Annotated in this window: 11 protein-coding genes and 1 pseudogene; 5 read left to right on the top strand and 7 right to left on the bottom strand. The window is 70.6% G+C overall.

From position 1 onward, the window contains the following. Window positions 1-18: 18 nt before the first annotated feature. On the top strand, window positions 19-5,043 hold the full coding sequence (locus tag POL25_RS25895; RefSeq protein WP_272088867.1) for an AAA family ATPase: 5,025 nt from the start codon (window positions 19-21) through the stop codon (window positions 5,041-5,043). On the opposite strand, the gene POL25_RS25890 is transcribed toward POL25_RS25895, so the two are convergent. The 5 genes from POL25_RS25890 to POL25_RS25870 form a co-directional block, all read right to left on the bottom strand. Beyond that, window positions 5,006-5,560 carry an Arm DNA-binding domain-containing protein gene (locus tag POL25_RS25890; RefSeq protein ID WP_272088866.1) on the bottom strand — a complete coding sequence of 185 codons (555 nt, stop codon included), beginning with the start codon at window positions 5,558-5,560 and terminating at the stop codon, window positions 5,006-5,008. The genes POL25_RS25895 and POL25_RS25890 overlap by 38 nt on opposite strands. 477 nt (window positions 5,561-6,037) lie before the next feature. After that, complete coding sequence (locus POL25_RS25885) at window positions 6,038-7,267, bottom strand: receptor L domain-containing protein (RefSeq protein ID WP_272088865.1); 1,230 nt, start codon at window positions 7,265-7,267, stop codon at window positions 6,038-6,040. Window positions 7,268-7,276: 9 nt separating this feature from the next. Beyond that, window positions 7,277-8,458, bottom strand: a complete 1,182-nt coding sequence (locus POL25_RS25880) for a hypothetical protein (RefSeq protein ID WP_272088864.1) — start codon at window positions 8,456-8,458, stop codon at window positions 7,277-7,279. Window positions 8,459-8,616: 158 nt separating this feature from the next. Further along, entirely contained in the window at window positions 8,617-9,162 is a 546-nt protein-coding gene (locus POL25_RS25875) for a hypothetical protein (protein WP_272088863.1), read from the bottom strand. Between the two features lie 92 nt (window positions 9,163-9,254). Continuing rightward, window positions 9,255-9,737 carry a hypothetical protein gene (locus tag POL25_RS25870; RefSeq protein WP_272088862.1) on the bottom strand — a complete coding sequence of 161 codons (483 nt, stop codon included), beginning with the start codon at window positions 9,735-9,737 and terminating at the stop codon, window positions 9,255-9,257. 403 nt (window positions 9,738-10,140) lie between these two features. On the opposite strand from POL25_RS25870, the pseudogene POL25_RS44990 reads away from it, so the two are divergent. After that, window positions 10,141-10,842 (top strand): annotated as a pseudogene (locus POL25_RS44990) (transposase); the annotation flags it as partial. Between the two features lie 53 nt (window positions 10,843-10,895). Here POL25_RS44990 and POL25_RS25860 read toward each other — a convergent pair. After that, complete coding sequence (locus POL25_RS25860) at window positions 10,896-11,741, bottom strand: BON domain-containing protein (protein ID WP_272088860.1); 846 nt, start codon at window positions 11,739-11,741, stop codon at window positions 10,896-10,898. Between the two features lie 369 nt (window positions 11,742-12,110). Between POL25_RS25860 and POL25_RS25855 the strand changes: the two genes are divergently transcribed. The 3 genes from POL25_RS25855 (at window position 12,111) to POL25_RS25845 (ending at window position 15,061) form a co-directional block, all read left to right on the top strand. Next, on the top strand, window positions 12,111-13,118 hold the full coding sequence (locus POL25_RS25855) for an AraC family transcriptional regulator (RefSeq protein ID WP_272088859.1): 1,008 nt from the start codon (window positions 12,111-12,113) through the stop codon (window positions 13,116-13,118). Between the two features lie 310 nt (window positions 13,119-13,428). Continuing rightward, window positions 13,429-14,394, top strand: coding sequence for a glycoside hydrolase family protein (locus POL25_RS25850; protein ID WP_272088858.1), 966 nt, complete (start codon window positions 13,429-13,431; stop codon window positions 14,392-14,394). 37 nt (window positions 14,395-14,431) lie between these two features. Beyond that, window positions 14,432-15,061 (top strand): RNA polymerase sigma factor, encoded by a 630-nt coding sequence (locus tag POL25_RS25845; protein WP_272088857.1) that lies wholly within the window; start codon window positions 14,432-14,434, stop codon window positions 15,059-15,061. Window positions 15,062-15,163: 102 nt separating this feature from the next. Here POL25_RS25845 and POL25_RS25840 read toward each other — a convergent pair whose 3' ends face one another. Beyond that, window positions 15,164-15,889: a hypothetical protein gene (locus POL25_RS25840; protein WP_272088856.1), complete on the bottom strand. Its 726-nt coding sequence runs from the start codon at window positions 15,887-15,889 to the stop codon at window positions 15,164-15,166. Between the last annotated feature and the right edge of the window lie 15 nt (window positions 15,890-15,904).

The following is a 15,904-nucleotide window of genomic DNA, read 5'->3' as shown; positions in this document are numbered from 1 at the left end:
TACACAATTGTCGAGTCGATGAATGAGGAGCCCGAGACCGTGCTGTGTCGCGGGTTTCGCACCGCAGACGGCACCCCGGTGACGCTGCACCTGCCGCGTCGCTCGCCGCCGACGGCGAGAGACGTCGCCCGACTGCAGCACGAGTATGCGATCCTTCGCGGCATCACGGTGCCCGGCGTGGTCAAGGCGTACGCGCTCGAGGCCCACGGCGACGACCTCGCGCTCGTGCTCGAGTCGCCGCCGGGCGAGCCGCTCGACGTCGTGCTCCGCCGCGGTCGCCTCCAGCTGCGCGAGGCGCTGGCGATCGCCGCGGCGGTCAGCGAAATCCTCGCCGGCGTCCACGCGAGCGGCGTCATCCACAAGCACATCAAGCCGGCCAACATCATCGTCCGCGCCGAGCCGCTGCTGGTCCACCTGGTCGGCTTCGGCCTGGCGACCCGCCTCTCGGTCGAGGCGCAGCGACCGACGAGCCTCGACGGCCTCGAGGGCTCCCTCACCTATATGTCGCCCGAGCAGACCGGGCGCATGAACCGGGCGCTCGACCTCCGTACCGACTTCTATTCGCTCGGCGCGACGCTCTACCACCTGCTCACCGGCGCCCCGCCGTTCCACGGCGACGACCCGCTCGAGCTGGTCCACAGCCACATCGCGCGCGTGCCCGCCTCCCCGCGCCAGGTCGCCGAGATCCCCGAGGCCGTGTCGGCGCTGGTGATGCGGCTGCTCGCCAAGGCGCCCGAAGATCGCTACCAGAGCGCCAACGGGATCGCGGCCGATCTGCGGGAGTGCCTGCGCCAGCTCGACGCCACCGGCACCGTCTCGCCCTTCCCGCTCGCGCGCCACGAGGCGGCCGGGGCGCTGCGACTGCCGCAGCGGCTCTACGGGCGCGACGAAGAGCTGGCGACGCTGCTGCAGGCGTTCGACCGCGTGCGCGACGGCGGGACCGAGCTGCTGCTCGTCGCCGGTTACTCCGGCATCGGCAAGAGCGCGCTGGTCCAGGAGCTCCACAAGACGATCGCGCGCGACGGCGGGACCTTCATCGCCGGCAAGTTCGACCAACTGGCGCGCAACGCCCCCTACGCGCCCTTCGTCCACGCGTTCCGCGATCTGCTGCGACAGACGCTCGGCGAGGGCGGCGAGCGGCTGGTCCGAGTGCGCGAGGAGATCTTGCGGGTGGCCGACGGCAACGCGCAGGTGCTCGTCGATCTGATCCCCGAGCTGACGCACATGATCGGCCTCCAGCCGGCGGCCCCGGAGCTCGGGCCGACGGAGGGGCTGAACCGCTTCAACCGGCTGCTCGACGGATTCGTGCAGGCGTTCGCCGGCGGCGACGCGCCGCTCGTGCTGTTCCTCGACGACCTGCAATGGGCCGACCTCGCGTCGCTCAAGCTGCTGCAGCTGTTCCTGGCCTCGCCGTCGCCGCGGCGGCTGCTCGTGGTCGGGGCCTACCGCGACAACGAGGTCGGGCCGGCGCACCCGCTGACGCTCGCCGCCGAGGAGCTGCGCGGCAAGGGCCGCGCCGTGCACGATCTACGGGTCGGGCCGCTCGCCCCGCATCACCTCGGCGAGCTGCTCGCGGACGTGCTCGGCTGCACCCCCGAGCAGGCCGGTCCGCTCGCGCGCGTCGTGGCCCGCAAGACCGACGGCAACCCGTTCTTCGTCGGCCTGTTCCTCCGCGGCCTCTACCAGGACGGGCTCCTGCGCGCGAGCGCCGGCGAGGGCGGGTTCACCTGGGACATCGCCGCGATCGAGGCGCGCGAGGTCACCGCGAACGTCCTCGACTTCATGGCCCAGCGGCTGCGCCGCTGCAGCGAGGCGACCCAGCGGGTGCTGCGGCTGGCCGCGTGCATCGGTCACAAGTTCACGCTCGCCGCGCTGGCGACGATCTGCGCCGAGTCGCCCGAGGCCACCGCCGCCGCGCTGTGGGAGGCGCTCGAAGAGGGCCTGGTGGTGCCCGAGAGCAACGACTACCGCTTCGTCCATCACGCGCCGGCGCTGCCGCGCGCGGGCGAACGCGGCGCGCCGCTCGAGCTGTCGTACCACTTCTCGCACGATCGCGTGCAGCAGGCCGCGTACGCGCTCGTCGCCGCCGAGCAGCGCGCCGAGACCCACCTGCGGATCGGGCGGCTGCTGCTGGCGCGACTCGGCGGCGAGCCGCGCCCTGACGAGCTGTTCGACGTCGTCGATCACCTCGACCTCGGCATCGAGCTGATGCTGGACGCCGACGAGCGGCGACGGGTGTCGGCGCTGAACCTCGCGGTCGGCCGCCACGCCAAGAAATCGACCGCCTACGCGGCGGCGGCCCAGTACCTGCGCGCCGGCGTCGCGCTGCTGCCCGAGGCCGCGTGGGACGACGACTACGCCCACGTCTACGCGCTGCACTGCGAGCTGGCCGAATGTGAGTACCTCGCCGGCGCGTTCGAGCGCGCGGAGGAGCTGTTCGACCGGATTCACACCCGCGCCCGCGATCGCGTCGACCACGCGAATGTCTACATCCTACAGATGCGCCTCTATCAGGTCGCGGGCCGCTACGACGCCGGCGTCGAGCTCGGCGTGCGCGGGCTGGCGCTGTTCGGCGTCGAGCTCCCGGCCGACGACGCCGCGCTGCAGGCGGCGATGGCCGCCGAGGCCGCGGCGGTCGCCGGCAACCTCGCCGGGCGCCCGGTGCCCACGCTGCTCGACGCGCCGCTGATGACCGATCCGGCGCACCGGGCCGTCCTCGGATTGATGGTCGGCATCATGCCGTGCGCGTACATCGGCCGGCCGAAGGTGTTCCCGTACTTCGGGCTCACGGCCGTCAACCTCTCGCTGCGCCACGGCAACGCTGAGGACTCGTGCTTCGCCTACAGCGTGTACGGCTTCATGCTCGTCAGCGTGTTCGGCGACGTCGCCAACGGCTACGCGTTCTCGGAGATGTCGATCCAGCTCAACGAGCGGCTCGGCGACGCCAAGCTGCGCGGCACGCTGCTGCACCTCCACGGCGACCACATCAACTTCTGGCGCAGCCCGCTGCGCACCGACTTCCCGATCCTCGAGCAGGCCTTCCACGCCTGCATCTCCGCCGGTGACCTCGTGTACGCCTCGTTCCTCGCGTTCGAGACGGTATGGCAGCACATCGAGGTGGGGAGCCCGCTGAGCGAGGCGCGCCGCGCGTCGGAGCGGTTCGCCGCGTTCGCGCGCGAGAGCAAGAACGAGGCGGTGTATCAGACCATCCGCCTGCAGCAGCAATTCCTCGACAGCCTCGCCGGCCGGGTCCGCCCCGGCACGCTGCTCGACAGCGACGACTTCGACGCCCAGGAGTGCCTGGCGCAGGTGACCGCCGCGAGCTTCGGCTGCGGCATCGCCTTCTATCACATCATCCGCCTGATGCTCCTCTACACCTACGGACGCCACGAGGAGGCGCTCGCCGCCGCCGCTTCGGCGCGCGAGGTGCTCGGCGCAGTCATGGCAATGCCGATCGAGGCGACCTTCCACGTCTACGAGGCGCTGGCCCTGTGCGCGCGCGTCGGCGACGTCGACGCCGCGCAGGCGCTGGCCGACCGCGCAGTGCTGCGCGACGACATCGACAAGCTGGCGCGCTGGGCCGACAATTGCCCCGAGAACTTCGAGCACAAGTACCTGCTCGTGCGGGCCGAGGAGGCGCGCGTCACGGGTCGAGCGCTCGAGGCCGAGGAGCTCTACGACCAGGCGATCGCGTCGGCGCGGCGCAACGGGTTCGTGCAGTACGAGGCGCTGGCGAGCGCGCTGTGCGGCGAGTTCTACCGCGACCGCCAACGGTCGTTCATCGCCCCGGTGTACATGCGCGCGGCGTACGACGGGTTCGTGCGCTGGGGCGCTCCTGCGAAGGCGGCCCTGATCGCCCGCGACTTTCCCCAGCCGACGACGGCGCCCGCGGTCACCGGTCCGGTGCGCACGACCACGCCGGACGATGGCGGCGCCGTCGGCCTCGGCGCGGCCGCGGCCCTCGATCTGGCGACCGTCGTGCGGCTCGGGCAGGCGCTCGTCGGCGAGATCGAGCTCGACAAGCTGCTCGATCGGCTGATGCGGATCGTGATGCAGAACGCGGGCGGCACGCGCGTATATCTGCTGCTCGACCGCGACGGTACGCTCGAGCTGGCGGCGGCAGCGTCGATCGACACCGAGGTGGTCGAGTTCGTCAGCAGCACGCCGCTCGCCGCCCGCCCCGACGTCCCGGCGAGCCTGGTCCAATACGTCGCCCGCACCCACGAGGCGGTCGTGCTCGGCGACGTCGCGCGCGACCCCCGATTCGCCGCCGACCCCGCGCTCGTGGCGAGGCAGGTCAAGTCGGTGCTGTGCCTCGCGCTGGCGCACCGCCGGCGCATGAGCGGCATCCTGGTCGTCGAGAACCACCTGATCCGCGACGCCTTCAGCCGCAACCGCGTCGAGCTGCTGCAGGTGCTGTGCGCCCAGGCGGTGACCGCCGTCGAGAACGCCCTGCTGTACCGCCACGTCGTCGAGGCCGGCAACGCGCTCGCCCGCGCGAACGAGCGCCTCGAGTCCGACGTCGAGCAACGCACCACCGCCCTGCAGGCCGCGAACGAGCGCCTGTCCGCGGAGCTGATCGAGCGAGAGCGGGCGGAGGAGGCCCGCGCGGCGCTGCAAGAGGAGATGATCCGCATGCAGCAGGCGATGCTCACCGAGCTCTCGACGCCGATGATCCCGATCACCGACGCGATCGTCGTCATGCCGCTGATCGGCACGCTCGACGCGACCCGCTGCGATCACCTGCTGCAGACGGCCCTGCAGGGCGCGGAGGCCGGGCGCATGCGCGTCGTCATCTTCGACGTCACCGGCATGAAGGGGATCGACAGCGGCGGCGCGATCACGCTGATCCAGGCCGGCTCGGCGCTCCGCCTGCTCGGCGCGCGCACGGTGCTGACCGGCGTCAGCCCGGATACGGCCTCCCTGTTCGTCGACCTCGGCATCGACCTCCGCGGCATCGCCACGCACGGCACCCTGCAGAGCGGCATCGCCTTCGCCATGCAGCTCATCGGCGCCAAGAAGCGCGGCCCCGCTGCCGCCTGACGCTCAGGCGGAGCCGACGCGAATGCACGTGGGTGGGCCGGGTCGGCCCATTCGCATGATCGCAAGTCGCGCTCGCAGGATGAACGACATGGTCATACCCGGACGCGGCAATCGGTCCGCGCGAAGGGACATGTCTCGAAGGGTAGGCGCGCGGCCCGAAGATTGTCGAGGGCGAGGACGGCTCCTCGCCCGGTCGGGAGCGGTTCACCCGAGCTCGGCGTAGCTGCCCGCCGGGACCGCCGGCAGCCTGCGGGACCGGCGGCTCATCGTCGCTCGCGTCGGCTGTGACGTCAGCGAGCATGACGGCGGCACGCCGCCGCGCCTCGTCGATCGACAGTGCGGGCCCGAGCAGCCCGATCTTGACCCGATGGTCCTTCCCGTCGATCTGGTAGCGGATCAGCGCAACCTTCTTCCCGGTGGGCAGAACTCGCAGAATGAACCCGGGGAGCGCGTCGCAGATGACTTCGTACTTCATCGCGCGAGGCTTGCACTCGCGCACGAACGCAGCAGTGATCATGACCCTTCCTCCTACCCCCCGTATTGGTGAAGTCGTGTACAGGCAGCGCTAGACGTCCCTGCGGGCTCGTTTACGGTGAGACGTCTCGAAAAGAGCCAAATTCGCGACGAAATCGAGACGAATTTTCGCGTCGACCGGGAGATCGCGTCTCCGCGCATCTGGGCTCCTGCGCCGGCCTATACCGCCCGCTGGGCCAAGCCCCGTGGCCGGCAGCCGCCTGGCCTTCGAGACGAGCCGACCCATGACCGCGGAGCGTTCTGAGCCAGCGGCATGGCTTCAGAGATAGGTCGCGCACGCGGCTACGCGGGCGAGCGTGATCGACGATCGCCTTGCTACTGCGCCCACTTCAGAACCCCCGCTCCTGGCCATTGCCCGCGCTCCACAGCGCTGCGGTCCGCTCGCCGAGCGACGAGATCAGTCGCTTGCTGCGTTATCGCTATTGACGGGAGTGTCCGTCCGACTCGTTGCACGCGTAAATCAGTAGACCGGGCAGCTGAGCTCGCAGGCCGGGCCGCCGAGGTTGTCGCACGCCTCCGAGGCGGCGTGCTCCGCGAGCCCGGCGGCGACGAGCCAGGCGTCCGCGTCGGCCTGCGGCAGGGCAGGGTTGTGCCAGATGAACACGTTGTCGGCCTGGAGCGAGGTCGGCAACCCGGTCAAGGCGGCGAGCGAGGCGTTGCTGTCGATGTAGACGATGCCGGCCTGCTCGAGCGACTCCAGGCCGTGGAGGTCGACGATGCCGGCCAGGCCGTCGCCATTGCACGGACCGAGCGAGAGCACCTCCGAGACGGAACGCAGCGCCGCGAGGCCGGCGAGGCTGGTGAGCGCCGGCACGCGCTCGAAGCTGATCTCGCGCGCATCGACCACGGCGGGCAAGACGAGCTCGTGCAGCGCCGGCGCGTCGCGAATATTGAGAAGCTCGAGCGGACCGGGCCACTGCAAGCCCGTCAGCGCCGGCAGCTCGCGGAGCGTGAGCTCGATCGGGCCTTCCACTGCGGCGAACACGTCGAGCCCCGACACGTCGGTGAGCGCCGGCATTTCGCTCACGCTGAGGTTGAGGCCCTGCGGCGCCGAAGCGGTGGTGATCGCCGACAGCCCGTCGAAGTCGGTCAACGTCTCGTTGACGACGCTGAACCCTGCCGGTCCGCCCTGCGCGGCTTCAAAGACGACGTCATCCTGTAGCCCGGCGAGAGAGACCAGCGCGTTGTTGTTGATGCCGAGGCCGCCGAGCCGGCGCACGCCGCCGAGCCCGGAGAGATCGGCGAGCTGCGGGTTGCCGACGATGGTGATGGACCCGCCGACGCGCTCGAGGCCCTGCAGCCCGGCGAGGTCGACGAGCGCAGCGTTGCGCAGGAGCTTCACGTCGCCGCCCACGAGCCGGAGGTTCGCCAGCGGTGTGAGGTTGGACCAGGTCGTCGTGTCGGAGACCCGAAGCTCGCCCTGAACCTCGACCACACAGGCGAGCGTGGCGATATCGGTGGCGTCGGAGATCATTAGGTCGCCGGCGACCACGTCGGCGCACGAGGCCTCGGTGGTCGTGGGCGTCGACGAGTCGGTGGTCGAGTTAGCCGCGGTGGCGGAATCGCTCGCGTCGCTCGTTGCCGAGTCGGTGGTCGCCGAATCGCCCTTGTGCGGGGCACAGGCGGTGAGCAAGATGGCAAGCGCGGTCGCGTGGGCGATGAGCGGGAGAGGTGATCGACGAGGTGCCATTTGTCGCTCCTAGGGGGCGGTGTCGACCCCATTATGTTCCGCATAATCCGTGAAGCGCGTCTGCAGGGTCGACGGAACCGCGTCGTCCAGCCACTGGAAGATCTGCGTGAGCCCGTAGTTGAGGTGGTTTGCGCCCACGTGGGCGAGCATAGCAAAGATGTCGGCGTGTGTGGGCTGCGGGTCGCCGGTGCCTCCTGGGTTGGTGCGAAAGTCCCAAAAGAAGCGGAGCCAGTCGAGCTCGGTCGACCGGTCGGGGCACAAGAATGCGCCGTTGCGGCAGTCGCATCCCGACGTGCTGTGCAGCCAACTCGACGAACCCTCGACGTCGACGGTGTCGAAGTTGTAGCTGAACCCGCTCCCGGAGTCGTTCTTGTAGTACTTGAAAATCCCGTTCTGCTCGGTGTGTTGATTGAATGCCAGAGTGGAGATGAAGTGCGCGAATCCCTCGACGAACGCACCGCTTGCCCACTCTTCGGAGCGCAACGCATGATTGCCCACGACCCCGGCCGAGCTGCAACGCGGGTGATTGATGTCCGTCAGCCCCCAAGCACCGGAGGCGGCGAGCAAGCCGCCCGAGTAGACGTGGTCAAAGAAGTGCCCTGTTTCGTGGCCGATGAGGAATTTGCGCGTGGCGCCCTCGGGCAGGCCCGTCAGCGTGTCCTGGATGAAGATCCGATTGTTCGGCGAGTTCTTGATGTAGCAGGAGCCCGAACCGATATCGCAATCGGCGTGGATCACCGCCAGGCTGTGCGTCCCCGCGATCCGCGGGCTCGTGCTCGAATCGACCCTGTGCACGACCCACGTCGCGGCGGCGATCAGGTTGGAGACGACGTCGGTCACCGAGGTGTTGGTCAGGGTCAAGTCGCAGAAGGTGCCGTCGCAGGTCGGTGCCACGTCATACCAGCGCCACGACTCCAGGCGCGCCTGGACCGGAAGCGCCTCCCAGTACTCGAGGTTAGCGAGGCTGGCGAACGCGCGGATGGTGATGTTGCCGGTGCCTCCCACCTTCGTCTCGGCGTGAAGCCGGACCTCGAAGCCGGAGCCGAAGTTGGACAGGAACGAGAGGCAGCCAGTGTCGACGTCCGTGTACAAGGTCCGCGGGGACTCGGACGGATGGAGGATGTAGACCCGAGCCCCGCGCGCGAGCCACACGTTGGTGGTCCCGAAATCCTCGCCGACCCCGTTGTCCACGGCGTTTACGCGCCAGCGGAAGGAAGCACCAGTCGTGCTCGAAGATCGGGTTCGAGTGCGCGTCGAGGGCGAAGGACAAGACGAATGCAGCGCTGGCCAGCGCCGCGTAGCGAGCCAGGCCGGAGGGTCTTTTGAGCATTGTGTATACCATGGACAGGTCAATCCTTCGACCAGACCTGGGCGCGGCGGACGAATCGGGCCTCGTCTTCGTCGAGCGCTGCTGGCGCGCCCCAGAGGCCATGATTCATCTCTTTGTGCAAGACGTGCTCGCCGTAGATCAGCAGCGTGTCGGCGTCCCAGTGGTAGAAGATCGGCGGCGCATGGACGAGCTCGAGCCGGTGACCTTCGCCGTCCATGACCTCGGCGGTGGCCTGAATGCCACGTGAGCTCGAGTGCGCGCGTATCGCCGGTGGTACTCGCTCCGACAGCGAGAAGGCGGTCGTGAACGTCTCGCCTGGCGCGAGCCCCGCGGTCCCCAGGGCGATCTGACCGGGCTCGCCCGCGTCGAGTTCGAGTTCGATGAACGACCGCACTTGCATCGCACGGTCAGAGACGTTGGTGACGACGAGCGTCACGGGGTCGGCCGTGCCGAGGAGCTTGGCGTCGCTCGCCACGTCGTCCCAGACGACGCTCACGGCCGATGGCAGCAGGGCCTCGGCGCAGACACCGGGCGACTGGACCAGGGCCTCGCCGTCGCGCGGCATCAGGGCCTCCGGCGCCGACTCGCAGGCCAATGTAACCCCGACGCTCAACAACAATCCACCCGCTGACCAACTCACGCGCACCTTCCTACTCCTTAGATACAAGAGACACAAGGCAACCAGGTCATGCTGACTGGCGGCGCAGCAGTTGTCAACAGGAGCGCCAGGATGCGCCGATCGGCGCCGCCCCTGTGCGCGAGGGGTTGGCTCCTGGCGCGATTGGCAGGCTCGAGGTCGTTGCTTGAACTTCGAGCGCACAGAACTCGGCGCGCCGCGCCGCGGAAGAAGCGCGAGGAGACCCGCCGCGAGAAGTCGCGGCCGATCGTCGACAACTTCTTCGCGTGGTGCGACGAGCAGGCGGCCGCCGTCCTCGACGAGACGCCGATCGCCAGGAAATCACGGACGAGTACGAGCCGGGCTTCTTCGACGGACGCCAGCGCTCGCGGCCGGTGCTCGCCGCGGAGCTCGCGGCAGCTGTGGATCAGCGAGCCGACCGCGAGCCCGTCGCCGCCGACGACGGCCTTGTCGGCGAGGCGCCGGCGCCTGCTGGGTGCCCGAGCATACACCCGGGCACCCACGGTCCTTTCGCGACCGTGGTCGTGTCAGCAGCCGGGTGCGAGCCCCTCGGAGCCGAGGCTCCACGAACCCTTCAGGCTCGCCATCGGCAGGCGCAGTGGAAACTTCCGCCGGGTGCGCCCGAAGTCGCTGGTCTGCCAGGAGAGGCTGCGCACGAGATTGACGGCGAGGCAGCGCGGCGGTCTGGGCGCGAGCGAATACTCGTACTCCCAGCCGCCCTCACGGCCAGCGCTTCGTGGTCGACGACGTGAAAGGGGTGTTTGTGTGCGCTCTCGCGCGAGCCGAGCGCCCTGAGGAGCGCCGCTTGGAGCTTGTGCTCCTCGATCGCCACGGTAGAAATTAGGCTCTTCAGGGTTGAGGGTGGCGTGGGTTGCGCGCGAAATCGCGCCGTGATACCGTGCGCGAATGGCAGAGACCGAACTCTATGCCCGCATTCTCGGTATCGAGGCTCCCTGGCGTGTTGCTGCGGTGAAGCTGCAGCTCGGGCAGGGGCAGATCGTCATCGAGGTCGAGCACGACTCCGATGTGCCGACGAGGTGCCCGGAGTGTGACCAGGCTGTTCCCCGTCACGATACACGGACTCGTCGATGGCGGCACCTCGATACGTGTCAGTATCGGACGATCATCGAAGCCGGCGTACCGCGGACGTCGTGCCCGAAGCACGGTACGCTGACGATGCGCGTCTCTTGGGCGGACGGTAGCGCCCGGCTCACCGCGCTGTTCGAGGCGCTGGTGATCGACTGGCTCCGCGAGGCGCCGATCGCAGTGGTCGCGGAGCGCCTCGGCCTCTCGTGGGATCAGGTCGCCGGCGTCCAGGAGCGTGCAGTACAATGTGGACTCGAGCGCCGCGAGGTCGCGCTGCCGGCGATGCTCGCCGTCGACGAGACCTCCTTCCAGCGGCGCCACGAGTACGTCACGATCGTGCATGACCCGAAGTCCGCCAGCAAGCGGGTCATCCACGTCGCCGACGGACGCGGCAAAGGGGCCCTCAAGGGCTTCCTGAGCGGCTTTTCGCGCCCAGAGAGGGCTGCGGTCTCGGTGGTCGTCATGGACATGCACGAGCCCTACATTCAAGCTGTCCGCGAGGCCATCCCCGATGGCGACGCGAAGATCGCCTTCGACAAGTACCACGTCGCCGCGCGGGCCGTCGCTCGCGCTGCTCAGGTGCCGGAGAAGCTGCCGCCGCGGTGCTTGCGGGCGCAGCTCTCCTGGCCGGTGTTGAGGTTGCTGGTCTCGAGGTCCTCGAAGTCCTGGCCCACGGTCATGTCGCGCCGCTGCGCGCCCCTGTCGTCGCGGCGGGCCGAGCTGCGGTGCATACCGCCGGCGCCCTGCAGATCGCGGGTCTCGACGTGCAGGTCGTTCTGCACGTCGCGCACACCCGCGACGTCTTCGATCAGCTCCTCGACCAGGCGCTTGATGTAGCGATCGTCGACGCTGCCCGAGAGGACGACGTCGCCGCTGTCGACGCGGACGACGATGTCACTGGCGTCGATGTGCGGGCTGTACGTCAGAGCCTCGTTGATGTCCTCGACGATCCGCGCGTCCGGGCGGACATAGCCGCGAGGGCCGCGGCCGGTGAAGCGGCCGCGACGCTGCAGCGGCCGGCCGCGCACGCCGGGCGGCAGCGATTGTTGGTAGTACGACTCGGGGTTCGGCGGCCACGGGGCGCCGCGTCCCATGAACTGCCACGGCCAGGTCTGCGGCGACGGGATGAAGCTCAGGGGGGGCGCGCCGGCCATGCGCTCGCGATGATGCCGCTTGGCGCTGCGCCGCCGCTCCTCGATCTCCTGGCGCATGTGCTCCCGCCGCTCGGCCCGGGCCTGGATCCGCGCGTCACGACGACTGCGCCGGGCGTCGAGCTTCAGCCGGCCGGAGGCGTCCTCGTCGCCCAACCACGCGCGCACGCGATCGACGGCCCGCGCCAGCAGCCCGCGCGTCTCGCCCAGATCTCGCCGGCCCTTGTGTCCGTGGCGGTGCTCGCGGTGGTGGTGTGTCTTGTTCTGCATGGTTCGATCCTCCGCGGACGGCAAATTGGGGCGGTGAACGGCGTGAACCACGATCTTTCGCCCGCCGCGCCGCAGCACGGCGCGCGGCTGCGCCTGAGGTTCCTTGCGCGAGCCGGGGTGCGTAGTGGCCGCAGCGAGCCGAGGCGTGAAGGCAATCTGGCGACAAGGACATGTCCGATAGAGAATGTTGAAAAGGACATGTCCGAAGGGTCATACGCATCCCAGGTGCGGCCAAGGCGCGGGCGCAGATCCGTGGGCGCGATCCGGCGCCGGGACGCTCGCACCGGCCGCGGAGGCGCGCAGGGCCGGGCTTTCCCGGGTCGCGGCGATTGACGGCAGGGCGCCGGGGCGCTGAAGTTCAGTCCGGGCATGACTCCGTCGACGGCGTGCATCAAGGCGATCCGGATGTGTGTGCTCGGGGCGGCGCGCTTCGGCGTCGGTCCCGACGAGCTCGCCCGCCGGCTCGAGTTCGATCCGGGCCTGCTCGCCGACCCGCACGTGCGGGTGCCCCACGCGCTGTTCCTGCGCGCGTGGGAGCAAGTGCCGGCGCTGTGCGGCGACCCGGGCTTCGGCCTCGGGGCCGCGGAGCAGCTTAGCGACGCGCCGTTCGACGTGGTCGACTACGTGTGCGCGCAGGGGCCGACGCTGCGGCAGGCGATCGAGCGCATGCTCCGCTATCAACGCCTGCACCACGACGACGCCGAGCTGACGCTGACGATCGCGGACGGGCAGGCGCGCCTGCAGCTGCGCCTGCGCGGGACGGCCTGCGCGCCGCGGCACTTCTCGGAGTACGCGGTGGCGACGTGGTTCCTGCGGGCGCGAGCGCTGGTCGGGCCGACGTTCGCGGCGCGACGGGTCGGGTTTCAGCACGCGACGCCGGCCGACATCGAGCCGCACCGGCGGATCTTCGCGGCGCCGCTGGCCTTCCACGAGGTCGCGAACGGGTTCGAGTTCCGCGCCGAGCTGCTCGACGCGCCGGTCCGCGGCGCCGATCCATCGCTGGGGACGCTGCTCGAGCGCCACGCCGACGAATTGCTGGCGCGCCTGCCGGCCCGCGACGACGTGGTGCATCGCGTGAAGACGCAGGTGGTGCGGGCGATGCCGGGCGAGCCGCCGCCGCTCGAGGCGATCGCCAAGGCGCTGGCGACCAGCCCGCGCACGCTGCAGCGCGCGCTGCAAGCCGAGGGCACGACGTACCAGGCGCTGGTCGACGAGGTGCGGCGCGACCTGTCGCTCGGCTATCTGCGCGAGGGCCAGCGCACGGTGTCGGAGGTGGCGTTCCTGGTCGGCTTCACCGAGGTGGCGGCGTTCACCCGCGCGTTCCGCCGCTGGACCGGGTCGGTGCCGTCGGCGTGGCGACAGCGCGAGGCGCGGTGAGAATGACGGTAGCAAGCACGGGCTGATGATGTGAGGCGCGACGGCGAGGCGCAGTTGCCCGCCGAGTGCCGACGCATCGCCGCTCGCGCGATGAATGATGCGTGACGATGTGCCGCCGCGCGGCGGGTGACGGGGCGACCGATCGAGGGTGCGCGACGCATGACGCGTGACGAGGTGCAGACGCGCGCGGCGAATGACGCGTGCGCTCCGAGGGTGCGCGGCGGATGACGCGTGGCGACAAATCGTTGGCGCGCTGCGACAAGGCGCGGCGGGCCGGGGCGGCGCACGATGAGGCCACGGAGAGCGAGCCATGACGTTTCTGATCCCGACCCACGAGCAAGCCCACGCCGGCCTTCGCGCCATGAAGACCGTACTCACCTCAGCCGGCGAGCTGGCGCCGATCCGCCGCGAGGCGCTCCTGGCGATCCAGCAGCACCTGCTGCGCACCGCGTTCGACCTCGACGCGCTCGATCCGATCACGCCCGCGGCGCTGGCAGAGGCGATCGACGACCCGGCGCTGCGGACCCAGCTGATCAGCGGCATGGTCACGCTGACGCTCGCCCGCGACACGGTGGCCGAGGAGGAGCAGGCGGCGATCGAGGGCTACGCGGCGGCGCTCGCGGTCGAGCCGGTCGCGCTGGCGCAGCTGCGCAAGTTCCAGACCGAGCGGCTGGTGGCGCTGCGCTTCGACGTGATCCGCCGCAGCCTGCTCGGCCCGGCGATGAAGCAGCTGTACGAGAAGCAGGGCCTCTTCGGCGTGCTCAAGAACGTCGGCAGCTTCGCCGGGCTGTGGGAGAACAGCGCGGTGGCCGGGCGCTACCGCGGGCTGGCGAACTACCCCGACGGCTCGCTGGGCAAGGAGCTGTGGCGCTTCTACGACGCCAACGGCTTCAAGTTCCCCGGCGAGAAGCACGGCGCGCCCGAGCCGCTGCTGACGCACGACCTGTCGCACATCCTCGGCGGCTACGGCACCGATTTCCAGAGCGAGGGCCTCGTGCTCGCGTTCCAGGCCGGCTACAAGCGCCAGGACCCGTTCAGCGTCCTGGTGTTCGTGCTGCTCAACGGCCAGCACGGCCTGCGCCTGACGGTCTTCGCCGACCCGGCGCACGGCTACTACAACGACAAGCCCGGCGCGATCGACGACGTGGTGCGAGCGTTCGCCCGCGGCGCGCAGGCGAAGCTCGACCTCACCGATCACTGGGACTTCTGGGCGGTGATGGATCGCCAGGTCGAGGACCTGCGCCGCGAGTACGGGATCGAGCCGCTGGCGGCGTGACGGCGGTCGGCGCCGGCCGCTATACTGCAGCTCGACCATGACGAGCGACGAGGAGCTGCTGACGGCCTGGCGCGCGGGCGACCGCGCGGCCGGCGACTCGCTGCTCGCGCGCCACTTCGACGCGGTGTGCCGGTTTTTCTACTACAAGGTCGGCGAGGCGGCGGCGGCCGACCTGATCCAGCAGACGTTCCTGGCGATGTGCGAGGGCAAGGAGCGGTTCCGCGGCGAGTCGGCGTTCCGCACCTACGTGCTCGGGACGGCGCGGCTGGTGCTGCTGACGCACCTCCGCCGCAAGCGCCGCGACGCCGATCACCTCGACCCGATCGAGCACTCGCTTGCAGGCTTCGGGCCGTCGCCGACCAGCGCGCTGGCCCACCGGCGCGAGGAGACGATCCTGCTGCAAGCGCTGCGCGAGCTGCCGATCGACCTGCAGATCGCGTTCGAGCTCTACCACCTCGAGGGCGCCACCGCGGGCGAGCTGGCGCGCATGTACGGGCTGTCCGAGCCGGGCATGTACGGCCGCCTGCGCAAGGCCCGGCTGCTGGTGGTGGCCGCCTGCGAGCGCCTGGCCGAGACGCCGGCGCTGCGCGCGTCGACGGTCGACCGCCTCGACGACTGGGTCCGCGAGCTGTCGGCCCGCGGGCTGCCCCGCGGGCCCGGCGGCTGAAGAGTTCATGCCCCATCGGGCATGTCCTCGAGGACATGCTCGATGGAGCATGTCCTTCGGAGCATGATCCATCGGGCATGTCGTCTCTGGCGACGAGGACGATCAGCAGTCCTCGGCCAGCGGGTCGTTGGTGTCGCAGATCTTGAGCCCGCCGGGCTTGGCGACTGGGGGCTTGTCGCCCGGCCTGGCGGTCGGGCGGGCGCTCGGGCGCGGGCGCGTCGGCGCGGGTGCGGCCGCGGGGGCGACGACGGAGGCCGCGGCGCGGGCGGTGGCGTTGGCGAGGGCCTGGCGGTCGGCCTCGTTGCTGCGCTCGATGTCGGCGATGCCGGCCCGGAGCTCGGCGATCGCCTGGCGGGCGTCGCGGAGCGAGGTGTCCTCGGCGGCGGCCACCGGCGCGAGCGCGGGCGCGGGCGCGGCGGTGGCGGTCTTCAGCAGCACCGCGAGGCCGAGGCCGACGAGGCCGAGGGCGCCGGCGGTCCACAGGCCGACGGCGCTGGCCGGGCGCGCGGGGCCGGTCCGGGCGTCGAGCTCGGCCTGCACCTGCGCCAGGTGAGCCGCCTGGCCGGCCCGCAGCCGGCCCTCGACCTCGGCGGCGCGCAGTCGCTCCTCGTGCAGCCGGCGCTCGTCGCGGCGCCGGGCCTCGGCGGCGGCCAGGGCCAGGGCCTCGGCTTCGGCGCGGGCGCGGGCCTCGGCGACCTCGCGGGCAGCGGCCTCGGCGGCCTCGCGGGCGGCTGCGGCGGCCTGCTCGCGGTCCTGGCGCTCGCGCTCCAGGTCGACGAGGGCGCGGATGGCGATGAGACCCGAAGGTTCGTGTGTAGTGGTAGGCATGGTCTTGAGTCCTCG

Origin of the sequence: Nannocystis bainbridge (assembly GCF_028368995.1) — a bacterium.
Classification (GTDB): domain Bacteria; phylum Myxococcota_A; class Polyangia; order Nannocystales; family Nannocystaceae; genus Nannocystis; species Nannocystis bainbridge.
This window is presented reverse-complemented; position numbering and strand designations above follow the sequence as displayed.